We start from the raw sequence: 14,256 nt of genomic DNA, 5'->3' as shown, positions 1-14,256 counted from the left end.
TCTTAATGATTTCTTAGCCAAGCACTTAAGAAAGGCATTTTAGATTCTCTCATAGCGACATAGAGAAAGGAACCCCATGGACGATACCATTCTGGATATTAACCATGTCAGCAAACGGTTCGGCCGCTTCCAGGCACTGGACGATCTCAGCCTTTCCATAAACAAGGGCGAGATCTACGGGCTGATCGGCGAGAACGGCGCCGGCAAAACCACCCTGATGCGTCTAATCACAGGACTCTCCCCCATGCAGAAGGGGGCCATAAGGCTGATGGGGCACACAATTGGCAAGGACAGCCGCATACTGAGCAGAATAGGCTCGGTCATTGAGGCCCCAGCCGCCTTTAAAAAACTCACCGTCGTCCAGAACATGAAACTGACAGCCATCCAGCACGGGCTGGCCGACGACAAGGCCATCGATCAGACCATCGACTTCGTCGGCCTGAGCAAAAAGGCCAAGACTCGGGCCGGTCACCTCTCTCTGGGCCAGCGTCAGCGCTTGGGGCTGGCCATGGCCATCCTCACCCGACCCGATTTCCTGATTCTGGACGAGCCCATCAACGGCCTGGACCCGGCAGGAATCATGGAATTCAGAACACTCCTGGACAGGCTCAACAAGGAACGCCAGACGACCATCCTCATATCCAGTCACATTTTGAGCGAACTCTACCTGGTCTCCTCCCGGTTCGGGTTCATCAGCCACGGCCGCCTGATCAAGGAGGTCAACAAGGATGAACTGGACCGGATCAACCAGAATGGACTATTGATAGACGTGGACCAGAGCTCCAAAGCCGCCATGCTCCTAGATCGCAAGGGAATCGGCCCCTTCCAAGTCCTTGACGACCATCAGATTCTGATCAAGCAAGGGAATCTGGAACCGGGACCCATCATCAATCTTCTTGTTCAGAAAGGCATCCTGGTCAATCAAATCAGCCAGCAGAAGGAGTCGCTGGAGGAATATTTCGCGGATCTGCTCGACAAGGATCCTCAAGAGCCTAGGAGACAACAATGATTAACCAGATCAGGGCCGACTTTTACAGGCAGCGACGCTCCATCGGCATGCTGCTTCTGCTGATTGCCACTGTGGCACTCGGCATAGTGACCACATGGAGTAAGACGACCATAGGAATGAGCGGCGGGAGCGAAGAATACAATCATAAACTGATGGCAATCGAAGGCCGAAGCTGGACCGTCAGAACAGGCCTGCAAGTAGGCGCCGCCTCCACTTCGTCCCTAATCTACTTTTTCATCGCGGTCTTCGTCATCGTCATCGGTGCGGAATACAGCCAGCACACTCTGAAGAACACGCTGACCTCGGGCATCTCGCGAATACAGTTCATTCTGGGCAAGTACGTGACCATCCTGACTGACATCATCCTCCTGACCCTGTGCTACTACATCACCATCCTGATCACTGGACTCGCCTTGGGAAGGAAGCCTGGAGCCGGCTGGGGCATCTTGGGCAAGGATGTGGCCCTCATGACCTTAACGGTCGGCTTCTGTATCTCCGTCATCATCAGTCTGGGCATTGTCCTCTTAATTATTACCAAATCCCTGGTCATTTCAGCGGTGGTGATTGTGATATGGCCCATTCTTATCTCCCTTGTAGAGTATGCCTTTAAGTTGAACTGGCTGAAGTACTTCGACTTTGTCGGGTTCGGCGACCAGATGATCCTTGGCACTTTGAAGGCCGATCAGGTCTGGATCTATGCCGGAGTATCCGTGGGCGTAGTCCTGGTGGCTATTTTCGGGTCGGCTCTGATCATATCCAAGCAGGAGATCTAAGCGGGGTTGGATTGCGCCTGGTCCGGCTCTTGATCGCTGACGGCCTGCACGGCCATATGGGCAAAGGCCTTGACGGAGGTATCCAGGGAGTAATCTTCCTTGGCATGTTCGGCATAGCGTCTTGACCAGACGGCAAGGGCATCAGGACGGTCTATCCACCAGTCGATTTGCTCAGCCAGGGACCGGGCCTTGCCAACCGGGAAGAGCGAGTGCTGTGTCAGGGCGAAATGACCGGCGGCGCTAAGCTCAGATCGGGCGATGATCGGAACTGCGCCGCAGGCCATCCCCTCCAGAACGCTGACCGATTCCAGATCCGCGATTGAGGGGTGGACCAGCAGGTCGGCCTGCCTGAGCAGATCAGGCATGGTCGCGTTCTGGTGGAATCCAATCGCGACCTGCATACCATCCAGCTGACAGGCGGCCTCCGCCTTCAGTCGGCGCTCCATTGGACCTGTACCTGCTATGGTCAAGCGGATTCTGTATTTGTTCCTGCACAAGGCCAGGGCACGGATCAGGGTCAGATGGTCCTTTTCCCGGGCTAGCCTGCCAGAGGCCACGACTTGAATCAGCCGACCGGATTGGTGCTGCTTATATCGGTTACCAGGGTTGAACCTAGGCTGGTACCCGTTGGATATGACATGCAGACGGGCCCTGTACCCATGCGAGCGCAGCAGGTCGGCCGTCAGCTGGGTGGGAACATGGATGTGCCCGACATGATCGTAAAGCCAGAACCGAAACAGCCTGTAGATGGCCGCATCCACCCCGGGCAGCCAGCGTAATGGGCCTGCAGAATAGGTTATGTTTTCAGGTTGGATGTGAAACCCGGCGGTCACCGGTATACCCATGGACCTGGCCTGCGCTAGCGCGGCGCGGCCGAAGGCGAAAGGTTCGTAGATATGGACCAGGTCCACACCGGCAAAGGCTCTTCGGAAGAGTTCCGGATCAGCATGGGCGAAGCTCATCTGCTGCCTGGCCGCCACTGCGGATACCAAAGGAATGCGATGCACCCGTGCCGGATAGTCGGTCGAGCCCACCCCCACCAGACGGACCTGGTGTCCAAGCGCCTCCAGACCCTGGGCGTATTGGATGGCGGAGTTGGAGGTCCCGTTGCCCCTGTTGCCGAAGGAATCCAGGACCAGGGCCAGCGTCAGGCGATCACGATCCCTCATCAGCCTTCCCTCCGCTGTTCATCATTAGCAGACTTGGGCCGGACCAAGACAGGGCGACGACCCGATTGCACCCACTATTAGTAGGAGAAGGCCGGGACGGCCGCACCTCGGTAGTAGCGGTTAATGGCATCGGCCACATATCGACTGTGGTAGGCGGAAACCAGGGACTTGTAGGCGGGGTCGTTCTTGTCGGCCTGTCTGGCCACGATGATGTTGACATAGGGGTGATTGGCTGGCGATTTGAGATCGCCGGGCACCTGGTAGATGGCATCCTGGATTTTCATGCCGGCATCCAGGATGAAATTGGTGTTGGTGATGCCGGCCGCATAGTCGGGTAGAACCTTGACGATTCCCGGTGGATCGACCTGGTCCAGGACCAGCCCGCGTGGGTTGTCGACGATGTCCTCTGGAACCGGCGTGGTGGCCTTGGGGTCCCGCAGACCGATCAGCCCGGCGCTGGCAAGCACCTTCAGGGATCGACCCAGATCGATGGGATCACTGGGTATGGCCAGACGCTCGCCATAGCCAATCTGGTCAACGCTCCTGTACTTCTTTGAGTAGAGGTTAAGGGGTGAGATGTAGGTGTCGCCGATGGCTGCGAACCGGTACCCGTGCTGCTTGGACTCCTGCTCCAGAAAGGCGTAGTGCTGAAAGGCATTCAGGTCGATCTCCCCGTTGGACAGTGCCTGATTGGCGTAGCGCCCATATTGGAAGGAGCGGAGCTTGATTTTTATGCCGGCCCGGCGTTGGTCCAACTCGTGCTGAACAGCCTTCCAGATTTCCTCGTCGGCATCGCCCACCAGGCCGATGCTGATCTCCCGCTGGCCACGTTCGGGCTGGTTGACCTTGACATAGGCCACGCCCATCAGGACGGCGACCACCAGGATGACGACCGAGACAGCCGCCAGCTCTCTCTTGGCTCTGGTTCTTCTGGTGCTCATATCCGTCCTCCTTCATTGCTGGAACCTATCGCATCAGGAAACCTTGAAGGCCGGCAGACAGGCGCCCTTGTAGACACGGACAATGGTGTCGGCCACGGACTTGGAATGGTAGGCGCGCACCACTGCGGCATAGGTGGGGTTGTCCCGCTGATCCTTGGTGGTGACGATGATGTTGATGTAAGGCTTGTTGGCCGGGTTTTGCAGATCGTAGGGAACCTCGTGGATGGCATCGTGCACGCTGCGGCCTGCGTCGACCACGAAGTTGGCATTGGTGACCCCGCCCGCATAATCAGGCAGCAGGTTGAGGATGCCGGCCGGATCCACCTGCTCGATGTGCAAATGCTTGGGGTTGTCCACCACATCCTCGGGCAGTGGGTTGGTGGCCTTGGGGTCGCGCAGACCGATCAGCTTGGCATCGGCCAGGACCTTTAAGGCCCGGCCCATGTTGGTGGCGTTGTTGGGGATGGCCACCCGGTCACCGTCCTGGAACTGCGAGGGCTTGGCATAGCGCTGCGAGTATAGGTTCATGGGCGAGATGTAGGTATTGCCAAGCACGGCCAGCTGGTAGTGGTTGGTCTTTACATCGTCCTCCAGGTAGGCGTAATGCTGGGCGGCGTTGAAGTCCACCTCGCGGTTGGACGTGGCCTGGTTGACGTAGATGGCGTCCTGGAAGGGCTTGAGCTCGATCCTGATGTGTTCGCCCCGTTGATCCAGCTCTGCCTGGACAGCCTTCCAGATCTGGTCGTCCGAACTGCCGATGACACCGACCTTGACGACCTTGACACCGGCACCCACCTGGTTCAGACGCACATCGGTGCCTACAACCAGCGCCAGCAGGAGGACGATGACCAGGCTGAGTGCCGCCAGCTGTACCTTGGCTCTGTTCTTTTTGCCGACGCGATTACGACCGACCACGATAATCTGACCTTTCCCAGGTTGCTCAGTGTTCGAGGACTTCGGCCAGAAGTCGACCGAACAGTTCGATCAGGGCGATGAAGATCACCAGCACAATGATGGTGGCGATGGTCACGTCGTTCATGGACCGCTGGTAGCCCAGACGGATGGCGAAGTCACCCAGACCGCCGCCGCCCACAATGCCCACGGTGGCGGTCTCGCCCACCAGGCTGACGATGGTGATGGTGGTCACCCGGATGATTGAGGGGATGCCCTCACGCAGGTAGACATGCCAGATGATCTGCCAGGTGGTCATGCCCATGGACTCCGCCGCCTCGACGTACCCAGGGTCCAGACCGGCAAGTGCCGACTCGATCTGCCGGGAGAAGAAGGGTGTGATGCCCACGACCAGGGGGAAGATCGCCCCCTTGGGTCCGATGGCCGTGCCCATGAGCATCCTGGTCACCGGCACCAGGGCCGCCGCCAGAATGATGAAGGGGATGGAGCGGAAGAGGTCGATCAGCTTGTCCAGGACGGTGAAAACCAGGCCGTTGCGACGGATGCCATCGCGTCGGCTGATGATCAGTCCCACCCCGATGACCAGGGCCAGCAGGAAGGAGATCACCCCGGAGACGCCGACCATGACCAGGGTCTGAACCATGCTGCTGAAAAACTCCGGCAGCCGGCTCATGACGTTGGGAAACCAGGTGGTAAGCAGGGACGTCATGACTTGAGAACCTCGATTCCGATGTTGCGCGAGCGCAGGTATTCCATGGCCTGACGGATATTTTCAGCATCGCCGCCCACTCGGACCACCAGACCGCCCAGGGGTGCACCCTCCACCACATCGATGTCGCCGAAGATGATGTTGACGTCCAGATTGTAGCGACGGCTGATGGCGGAGACCAGGGCCTCGGATACCTCCTTGGAGACATAGGACATGCGCATGAGGATCTGTCCGGGCTCCAGGGCCACCAGGGGCGAATCGGCGGCCATCAGATCCTTGACCTTGTCCAGGTTGGAGGTTGTGGCCACGAAGGATTTGGTCAGCTGGGCCTTGGGGTCTGCAAAGACATCGAAGACCCTGCCCTGCTCCACGATGACGCCCTGGTCGATGACCGCCACCCGGTTGCAGATCTGTCTGATGACCGACATCTCGTGGGTGATCATGACCACAGTGATGCCCAGCTGGTCATGCAGATCACGCAGCAGCTGAAGGATGGAGCGCGTGGTGGTCGGATCCAATGCGCTGGTGGCCTCGTCGCTGAGCAGGATATCCGGCTCGTTGGCCAGGGCCCGGGCGATGGCCACCCGCTGCTGTTGGCCGCCGGAGAGCTCAGCGGGATAATGGTCGGCCAGCTCGGTCAGTCCCACCAATTCCAGAAGCTCGGACACCCGGCCCCGTCGGGATGCACGGTCGCGTCCGCTCCCCCGCAGGGGAAGACCCACATTGTCGGCCACCGTCCTGGAGGGCATCAGGTTGAAGTGCTGGAAGATCATGCCGGTACGACGCCTCAGGTCCCTCAGCTCGGCCGGAGCCAGATCCTTGACCTCGCGGCCGCGGACCTTGACGCTGCCCGAGTCGTAATCCTCCAGCCCGTTGATACAGCGGACCAGCGTGGACTTGCCCGCCCCGCTCAAACCGATGATGCCGAAAATATCCCCAGTCTCGACGGTCAGATCGATGTCGGCCAGTGCCGTCTTGTCTTCGTCGTCATCGCTGTGATAGGTCTTGGTCAGGTGCTCCATCCGCACCGCCGGTGTCCGCTCGCTCACGTTCCCGCCTTCCCTGGTCGACTGCATGACATGGTAATCGTCCCGGCGGCCAGCGGACAAGAAGGCCTCTATAGATGTCGTTTATAGGCATGTATCGATAATTCACCTGCTTGGTCTACGGGTCGGTGGCAGAATATGGGTATGAGCGCATCCGGTCAGCAGCGGATTATCAATACCATCAATCCCGGGGAGCGACCGTTCGGCTCTCCTCTGGGACCAAGACCAACACGAGTCCTTCTGTTGGGAGCCGGCGAACTCGGACGCGAGATTGCCATCAGCCTGATGCGGCTGGGTGCCTGGGTTGGCGCGGCGGACTCCTACCCTGGCGCACCGGCCACCCAGGTGGCCCATGCCGGCTACCAGGTGAAAATGAGCGATCCCCAGGCTTTGGAGGACCTGATCGACAAGGTCCACCCCGATTTGATCGTGCCTGAGGTGGAGGCCATCGCCACAGACCGTCTGGTCGGTGCCGCGGCCAGGGGCATCCAGGTAGTGCCTGCCGCCCCCCTGGCGGCCATGTGCATGGACCGCCGGGCCCTGCGCGTCTTCGCCCACGAGCAGGTGGGCCTGCCCACCACCCCCTACCGATTCGCCGACTCCCCCGAAGAGCTGGCCAGCGCGGCGGACCAGGTGGGCTACCCCTGCATGGTCAAACCCCTGATGAGCTCCTCCGGCCACGGACAGACCCTGGTGCGGAGCAGGGAGGGTTTGTCGCAAGCATGGAATTCGGCACTGACCCAAGGCCGGGCAGCCACCAGGCACCAGGGCAAGGCCGAGGTCATCGTGGAGGCCCTGGCCCCCCTGGCCCATGAGCTGACTGTTCTGACCGTGGCCTCCTGCGCCGGCGTGGCCACCTGTACACCCATCGGCCAGCGTCAGGAGGACGGGGACTACCGCCTCTCCTGGCAACCTGCGGATCTGAATCCTGACATCCTGCAGCAGGCCCGGAGCATGGCCACCCGGTTGGTTGAGGCCATGACCTCCCTGGCCCGCCAGAGTGGCGAGACCGGTTGGGGGATCTACGGTGTGGAGATCTTCGTCCTGCGCGACGGGTCGCTGCTCTTCAACGAGGTGGCCCCACGTCCCCATGACACCGGCATGGTGACCATGATCTCCCAACGGCTGAGCGAGTTCGATCTTCACGCCCGGGCCATCCTGGGCATTCCCGTCCACCAGGAGGATCTGACCCTGGGTCTGCCGGAAGGCACATGCGCGGTCAGCCGGCCCATCCTGGTCAGGGGCCAGGGACCGGTCAGCTTCCAAGGCTTGCCCCAGGCCCTTGACCACCCAGGCACCGATCTGCGCATCTTCTCCAAGCCGGAAGTGCATGGCCTGCGCCGCATGGGCGTGGCCCTGGCCCTGGGCCCTGACCTGCAGACCGCCACCAAGCGTGCCGAAGCCGTGGTCCACGATCTGAAACCCCGGGTGGGCACGGGGATGTAACCCGGGCTTGCTATGGTGGTCGTGTCCCAAGCAGTGCAGAAGTTTCCAATTCGCAACAAACTCGAGGAAGGCGAACAGTGGAAAAGTTGGGAATGCGCTATCAAGGCAAGGCCAAGAAACTGTACGAGACGGATGATCCGGACATACTATGGGTTGAGTACACCGACCAGGCCACCGCGGGGAACGGGGCCAAGAAGGCCAATATCGAGGGCAAGGCCAGACTGAACAACAGGATCACCACGGTGATATTCTCCCTGCTGGCCCGCCGGGGGATCCCCAGCCACTTCATACGTAGCATCTCGGATACCGAACAGCTCAATCGTCGGCTGGACATGTTCCCCCTGGAGATCGTCATGCGCAACCGGGTCGCAGGCTCCTTCGCCCAGCGGTACGGGGTTGCGGAGGGCACCGCCTTGAAGCAGCCGGTGCTGGAGTTCTTCTACAAGTCCGATCCCCTGGATGATCCATTTATCAACCGGGACGACATCCTGGCCCTGGGACTGGCCACCGAGCAGGATCTGGACATCATCGCCGCAAAGACCAGGGAGATCAACGGCGCGCTGACCGGCATCTTCCGCGCCATCAACGTGGAGCTGGTGGATTTCAAGATCGAAATGGGCAAGACCGGCTCGGGCATCATCCTTCTCGGCGACGAGATCACCCCTGACACCTGCCGGCTCTGGGCGATCGGCAACAATAATGACAGCCATGTCACCCACCTGGACAAGGACATCTTCCGCAGGGACCTGGGAAGCATCATTCCGGCTTATCAAACCATTCTGGATGGGCTGACCGAATTGGAGGAACGCGAGAGCCAATCGAACAGCTGAATCGGTCGACCCGGAAGCGAGCATATCGCCTCCGGGTTTTTCATTGGTCCCCAACCAGTCCATCGCGAAAGGATCCATTGTGCTCTTCCGTGTCTATACCGAGAAAAAGCAGGGCTTCGACCAGGCCGCCGAAAGGCTTGCCGAACAGCTTCGCACCCTGCCGGGTGTGCAAGGGCTGACCGGCCTGCGCATGATCAACCGCTACGATCTGGAAGGGATCGACGAAGACCTCTTCGAACGCTGCCTGCCCACGGTCTTCGCCCAGCCCCAGACCGACCTGGTGGCCACCGAACTGGAGCAGGCCCTGCGCATGAAGGGCGATGAGGATCTGCCATCCCTGGACTCCCCCATGCTCTTCGCCGTGGCCCCCTTGCCCGGTCAGTTCGATCAACGAGCCGACTCCGCAGCCCAGTGTGTCCAGCTGATCGGCCAGGGCGCCCGCCCCTTGGTGGCCACGGCCACCGTCTATCTGCTCCAGGGCGACCTGAATGCCGGGCAGATCGAGGCCGTCCGCAGTTACCTGGTCAACCCGGTCGACTCACGGGTGGTAGGGCTGGAGCAGCCCAAGACCCTGGCCTTGCCTGATGACGACCCGGATCCAGTGCCGGTGTTGGACGGGTTCCGCGATCTGGATGATCCTGGACTGGAAGCGCTGATCGACAAGCTGGACCTGGCCATGGATCTGCCGGATATCCGATTCTGCCGTGACCACTACCGTCAGGAGAAGCGCGACCCCACCCTGACCGAGCTCAAGGTGATCGACACCTACTGGTCCGACCACTGTCGGCACACCACCTTCAACACCAGGCTGGAGCGGATCGATGCGGACAACCCCCGGGCCCGTGACACGCTGGAACGGTATCGGACCATCCGCGAAGAGCTGGGCCGCCAGGACCGGCCGGAATGCCTGATGGACATGGCCACCATCGGAGCCAAGTACCTGCAGAAGCGCGGCATCCTGAACGATGTGGACCAGTCCGAGGAAGTCAACGCCTGCACTATCCGAACCAAGGTCGACGTGGACGGCCAGGATCAGAACTGGCTCTTCCTCTTCAAAAACGAAACACATAACCATCCCACCGAGATCGAGCCCTTCGGCGGTGCCGCCACCTGCATCGGCGGAGCCATCCGCGATCCTCTGTCCGGAAGGGGCTACGTCTACCAAGCCATGAGGGTCAGCGGGGCAGCAGACCCCCGCCAGCCCCTGGATCAGACCCTGCCCGGCAAGCTGCCCCAGCGCCGGATCGTCCGTCAGGCGGCCGACGGCTACTCCTCCTATGGCAACCAGATCGGGTTGGCCACCGGTCAGGTTCGGGAGATTTACCACCCCGGCTATGCAGCCAAGCGGATGGAGGTGGGCGCAGTGGTGGCAGCCACCCCGGCCGACCATGTGATTCGTCGCCGACCCGCCCCCGGTGATCTGATCATCCTGGTCGGCGGGAGGACCGGCCGCGATGGAATCGGCGGCGCCACAGGGGCTTCCAAGTCACAGGACGAGCAGAGTCTGGAACGTTGCGGAGCCGAGGTGCAGAAGGGCGACGCGCCTGAGGAGCGCAAGCTCCAGCGCCTCTTCCGCCGCCCGGAGGCAGCCAGGCTGATTGAGCGCTGCAACGATTTCGGAGCCGGCGGCGTTGCCGTGGCCGTAGGCGAGCTGGCGGACGGACTGAGCGTGGACCTGGACCGGGTGCCACTCAAGTACCGGGGGCTGGACGGGACCGAAATCGCCATTTCCGAGAGCCAGGAGCGCATGGCCGTGGCCCTGGCTGCCGAAGACGCACCCACCTTCATCGAATACGCCCGGCAGGAGGACCTCGAGGCCACCGTCATCGCCAAGGTGACGGAAGAACCCCGGCTGCGGATGACCTGGCGGTCAAAGACCATCGTGGACATCCCCCGAGCCTTCCTGGCCTCCAACGGCGCCCCGCATAAGGCCGGTGCCCAGGTGCCGGTCCCCGCTCCCTACCATGCCCCCTTCGAAGTCCAAGGCGGCCTGGATGCGCGCATGAGGGCCCTGCTTACGGACATCAACGTCTGCTCCCAGCAGGGTCTGGCCGAACAATTCGACTCCACCATCGGCGCAGGCACCGTCCTCATGCCCTTCGGCGGAGCCCGACAGCTGACTCCGTCACAGGCCATGGTGGCCAAGCTGCCGGTGGATGGGCACACCACCACCGCTTCGGCCATGGCCTGGGGATTCAACCCTTGGATCAGCAGCCAGGACCCATACACCGGCGCCTACCTGGCCGTGGTCGAGAGCCTGGCCAAGCTGGTGGCCTCTGGCTTTAGCCGTTCCCGGGCCCACCTGAGCCTGCAGGAGTACTACCCCAAGCCAGGCGCCGACCCCCGGCGATGGGGTCTGCCGGTGGCCGGCGTCCTGGGAGCCCTCCAGGCCCAGCTGGATCTTTCCGTGGGCGCCATAGGCGGCAAGGACTCCATGTCCGGCAGCTTCGAGGACCTGGATGTTCCACCCACCCTGATCAGCTTTGCCGTGGCCCTGGGGCAGGCCAAGGATGCGGTCTCCCCCGAATTCAAGGCGGCTGACCGTCAGGTCTACCTCTTGACCCCCGAATACCAGGAGGACGGATTGCTGCCCGACCCGGAGAGCCTGCGGACCGTCATGGACCAGGTGGAGACGCTGATCAGCCAGGGCCTGGTGGATGCTGCAGCCACACCGGGCTACGGATGCATGGCCCAGTCCCTGATGGAGATGTGCCTGGGCAACAGGATCGGGCTGGACCTGGCGCCAGACACTGCCATACCTGCACTCTTCCGCCCCGCCTATGGAAGCTTCATCCTGGAGGCCTCTGGTCCGGAACCCCTGTTCATTCAGAATTCAGGCCTGCATCTGCGCCTACTAGGGCACACTCGCGAGGACTATCGCCTGCGCTGCGGCAACGAGGATCTGGATCTGGCCGAGCTGGAGGAGATCCGTGCCGAGGGTCTGGAATCAATCTTCCCATACCGGGGCCAAGGCGACCCAGTGCCGACCATCGGCCGCACCGACCGTGAGCCCGGCAGGCCTGCCGCGCGCAGAGCCGAAGGGACTTCCAAGACCGCCCGACCCAGGGTGGTCATGCCCGTCTTCCCCGGCACCAATTGCGAATTCGACTCCGCACGGGCCTTCCGGGACGCTGGAGCCCAGGTGGATACCGTGGTCATCCGCAACCTGAATGCCGAGGACGTGACCGAGAGCTCCCGCCGCCTGGCCCAGGCCATCCGCAACAGCCAGATACTGATGCTGCCCGGAGGCTTCTCCGGCGGCGATGAACCCGACGGTTCGGCCAAACTGGTGGCATCCTTCCTGCGTTCGAACCAGGTTGCCGATGCCCTCCAGGAGCTTTTACAGGACCGGGACGGGCTGGTTTTGGGCGTCTGCAACGGCTTCCAGGCGTTGATCAAGCTGGGTCTGGTTCCCTATGGCAAAATCGTCACCGGCTCGCCCGAGGATCCCACCCTGGCCGTCAATACCATCGGTCGCCACCAGAGCCGTCTGGTCCACACCCGGATCAGCTCCACCCGCTCCCCCTGGCTGAGCACCTGCCGGGTGGGCGATATTCATACCATGCCCATCAGCCACGGCGAAGGGCGGTTCGTGGCCCAGCCTGGCCTCCTGCGCACCCTGATCGACCGAGGCCAGGTGGCTGCCCAGTATGTAGATGAGCAGGGCCGTCCCTCCATGGATCCGCTGGTCAACCCCAATGGATCCGACATGGCCGTCGAGGCCATCACCAGCCCAGACGGCCGAGTGCTGGGCAAGATGGGCCACACGGAACGCAGTGGTCCCGACCTGTATCTCAACGTGCCCGGAAAAAATACGCAACCGCTCTTCCAGTCTGGAGTGGATTACTTTGCCGCCTAGGGGAAAGGACATAGACCATGTCGTTGGAGCTTGAAGGCATCCACGAGGAGTGTGGGATCTTCGGGGTCTGGGGACATCCCGACGCCGCCCGGCTGACCTACTTCGGCCTGCACGCCCTGCAGCACCGCGGCCAGGAGGGTGCCGGCATCGTTTCCAACGACCAGGGGCAGCTGATTGGAAGGCGCGGTCTGGGTCTGCTCACTCAGGTCTTCCCGGACGAGTCCAGCCTGACACCGCTGACCGGGGACCGCGCCATCGGCCATGTGCGCTACGCCACGACCGGATCGGGGTCCATCGAGAACATCCAGCCCTTCGTCTTCCGCTTCCACGACGGGGATATAGCCCTGGCCCACAACGGCAACCTGACCAACTGCAACAGCCTCAAGGCACAGCTGGAGGATCAGGGAGCCATCTTCCACTCCAACTCCGACACCGAGGTGCTCATGCACCTGATCCGCCGCAGCCCCGAAAAGGACTTCATGGCGGCGCTCAAACAGGCCCTGCGCCAGGTCCATGGCGGCTTCGCCTACCTGCTCATGACGGAGGACGCCATGATCGGAGCCATGGATCCAAACGGCTTCCGTCCCCTCTCGCTGGGACAGCTGCCAGGTGGGGCCTATGTCCTGGCCTCCGAGACCTGCGCCTTGGACCTGGTCGGCGCCACGCTGGTGCGTGACATCGGCCCCGGCGAAATCGTCAGGGTGGATGACTCGGGTTACAGCATCGAGCGCTATACCGATCAGACCTGCCTGTCCATCTGCTCCATGGAATTCATCTACTTCGCCAGGCCCGATTCCAATATTTACGGGGTCAACGTCCACTCGGCCCGCAAGAGGATGGGAGCCAGGCTGGCCCGCGAGGCCCCGGTGGACGCCGACATGGTCATCGGGGTGCCCAACTCCTCCCTTTCCGCAGCCTCAGGCTATGCCGAGGCGGCCGGGCTGCCCAACGAGATGGGACTGATCAAGAACCAGTATGTGGCACGCACCTTCATCCAACCCAGCCAGGCCATGCGCGAGCAGGGAGTCAGGATGAAACTGGCAGCAGTGCGCGGTGTCGTGGCCGGCAAGCGGGTGGTGGTCATCGACGATTCCATCGTCCGAGGCACCACCTCGCGCAGAATCGTCCGTCTGCTGCGGGAGGCCGGGGCGAGCGAGGTGCACATGCGCATCGCCTCCCCGCCCCTGCGCTACCCCTGCTACTACGGCATCGACATCCAACGGACATCCGAACTGATCGCCGCCAAAAAGTCCGTGGAGCAGATCAGGGAAGCCATCGAGGCCGATTCCCTGGCCTACCTGAGTCTGGACGGTCTGGTGGAATCCATCGGTCTGGGCCGTGATGCACCCTACCAAGGGCTCTGCGTGGCCTATTTCAACGGAGACTACCCAACGCGGCTTGACGACTACGAGCAGGGTTTCCTGGCCTCGCTGACTCCGGAGGACCGGGCCCGGCTGGAAGCCTCCAAGGGATCCTATGGGCTTGACATGCCTGCAGGGTCGAGCCGGAGAACAGACCAATGAGCACTAGCGAAGAGCAGGACAGACAGGGCAGAGAAAGGG

Annotated in this window: 11 protein-coding genes; 6 read left to right on the top strand and 5 right to left on the bottom strand. The window is 61.8% G+C overall.

Features of this window, described 5'->3' with window-relative positions; all coding sequences use genetic code 11:
• The first annotated feature begins 76 nt into the window (after positions 1–76).
• Positions 77–1,009 carry an ABC transporter ATP-binding protein gene (locus AACP62_RS02710; protein ID WP_339346139.1) on the top strand — a complete coding sequence of 311 codons (933 nt, stop codon included), beginning with the start codon at positions 77–79 and terminating at the stop codon, positions 1,007–1,009.
• Positions 1,006–1,782 carry an ABC transporter permease gene (locus tag AACP62_RS02705; RefSeq protein WP_339346138.1) on the top strand — a complete coding sequence of 259 codons (777 nt, stop codon included), beginning with the start codon at positions 1,006–1,008 and terminating at the stop codon, positions 1,780–1,782. The genes AACP62_RS02710 and AACP62_RS02705 overlap by 4 nt, the downstream gene beginning before the upstream one ends.
• On the opposite strand, the gene AACP62_RS02700 is transcribed toward AACP62_RS02705, so the two are convergent.
• The 5 genes from AACP62_RS02700 to AACP62_RS02680 all read right to left on the bottom strand — a co-directional run bounded on the left by AACP62_RS02700 (position 1,779) and on the right by AACP62_RS02680 (position 6,562).
• A complete protein-coding gene (locus tag AACP62_RS02700) occupies positions 1,779–2,951 on the bottom strand; it encodes a glycosyltransferase (protein ID WP_339346136.1) in 1,173 nt (390 codons plus the stop codon). The genes AACP62_RS02705 and AACP62_RS02700 overlap by 4 nt on opposite strands.
• 77 nt (positions 2,952–3,028) lie before the next feature.
• A complete protein-coding gene (locus AACP62_RS02695) occupies positions 3,029–3,892 on the bottom strand; it encodes a MetQ/NlpA family ABC transporter substrate-binding protein (protein ID WP_029678628.1) in 864 nt (287 codons plus the stop codon).
• A 33-nt stretch (positions 3,893–3,925) separates the two neighbouring features.
• The gene (locus tag AACP62_RS02690; protein ID WP_339346132.1) at positions 3,926–4,807 is read right to left on the bottom strand and encodes a MetQ/NlpA family ABC transporter substrate-binding protein; all 882 of its coding nucleotides are present in this window, start codon (positions 4,805–4,807) and stop codon (positions 3,926–3,928) included.
• A 25-nt stretch (positions 4,808–4,832) separates the two neighbouring features.
• A complete protein-coding gene (locus AACP62_RS02685) occupies positions 4,833–5,513 on the bottom strand; it encodes a methionine ABC transporter permease (protein ID WP_339346130.1) in 681 nt (226 codons plus the stop codon).
• A complete protein-coding gene (locus AACP62_RS02680) occupies positions 5,510–6,562 on the bottom strand; it encodes a methionine ABC transporter ATP-binding protein (RefSeq protein ID WP_339346128.1) in 1,053 nt (350 codons plus the stop codon). Before AACP62_RS02680 ends, AACP62_RS02685 begins: the two co-directional genes overlap by 4 nt.
• Before the next feature lie 135 nt (positions 6,563–6,697).
• On the opposite strand from AACP62_RS02680, the gene purT reads away from it, so the two are divergent.
• The 4 genes from purT (at position 6,698) to purF (ending at position 14,217) form a co-directional block, all read left to right on the top strand.
• Positions 6,698–8,005, top strand: coding sequence for a formate-dependent phosphoribosylglycinamide formyltransferase (gene purT, locus AACP62_RS02675; RefSeq protein WP_052690768.1), 1,308 nt, complete (start codon positions 6,698–6,700; stop codon positions 8,003–8,005).
• A gap of 77 nt (positions 8,006–8,082) precedes the next feature.
• Entirely contained in the window at positions 8,083–8,835 is a 753-nt protein-coding gene (gene purC, locus AACP62_RS02670; protein ID WP_045935582.1) for a phosphoribosylaminoimidazolesuccinocarboxamide synthase, read from the top strand.
• Between the two features lie 79 nt (positions 8,836–8,914).
• Positions 8,915–12,694: a phosphoribosylformylglycinamidine synthase gene (locus tag AACP62_RS02665; RefSeq protein WP_339346125.1), complete on the top strand. Its 3,780-nt coding sequence runs from the start codon at positions 8,915–8,917 to the stop codon at positions 12,692–12,694.
• A gap of 17 nt (positions 12,695–12,711) precedes the next feature.
• Entirely contained in the window at positions 12,712–14,217 is a 1,506-nt protein-coding gene (purF, locus tag AACP62_RS02660; RefSeq protein WP_015022169.1) for an amidophosphoribosyltransferase, read from the top strand.
• Positions 14,218–14,256 lie beyond the last annotated feature (39 nt).

It is taken from the genome of Bifidobacterium apis (assembly GCF_036986835.1).
In the GTDB taxonomy this organism is placed as follows: Bacteria; Actinomycetota; Actinomycetes; order Actinomycetales; family Bifidobacteriaceae; genus Bombiscardovia; species Bombiscardovia apis_A.
This window is presented reverse-complemented; position numbering and strand designations above follow the sequence as displayed.

Excerpts from the sequence above, each read along its gene's own strand:
- AACP62_RS02710 (WP_339346139.1), top strand. The coding sequence starts at position 77 with ATGGACGATACCATTCTGGATATTAACCATGTCAGCAAACGGTTCGGC.
- AACP62_RS02705 (WP_339346138.1), top strand. The coding sequence starts at position 1,006 with ATGATTAACCAGATCAGGGCCGACTTTTACAGGCAGCGACGCTCCATC.
- AACP62_RS02700 (WP_339346136.1), bottom strand. The coding sequence starts at position 2,951 with ATGAGGGATCGTGATCGCCTGACGCTGGCCCTGGTCCTGGATTCCTTC.
- AACP62_RS02695 (WP_029678628.1), bottom strand. The coding sequence starts at position 3,892 with ATGAGCACCAGAAGAACCAGAGCCAAGAGAGAGCTGGCGGCTGTCTCG.
- AACP62_RS02685 (WP_339346130.1), bottom strand. The coding sequence starts at position 5,513 with ATGACGTCCCTGCTTACCACCTGGTTTCCCAACGTCATGAGCCGGCTG.
- purT (WP_052690768.1), top strand. The coding sequence starts at position 6,698 with ATGGGTATGAGCGCATCCGGTCAGCAGCGGATTATCAATACCATCAAT.
- purF (WP_015022169.1), top strand. The coding sequence starts at position 12,712 with ATGTCGTTGGAGCTTGAAGGCATCCACGAGGAGTGTGGGATCTTCGGG.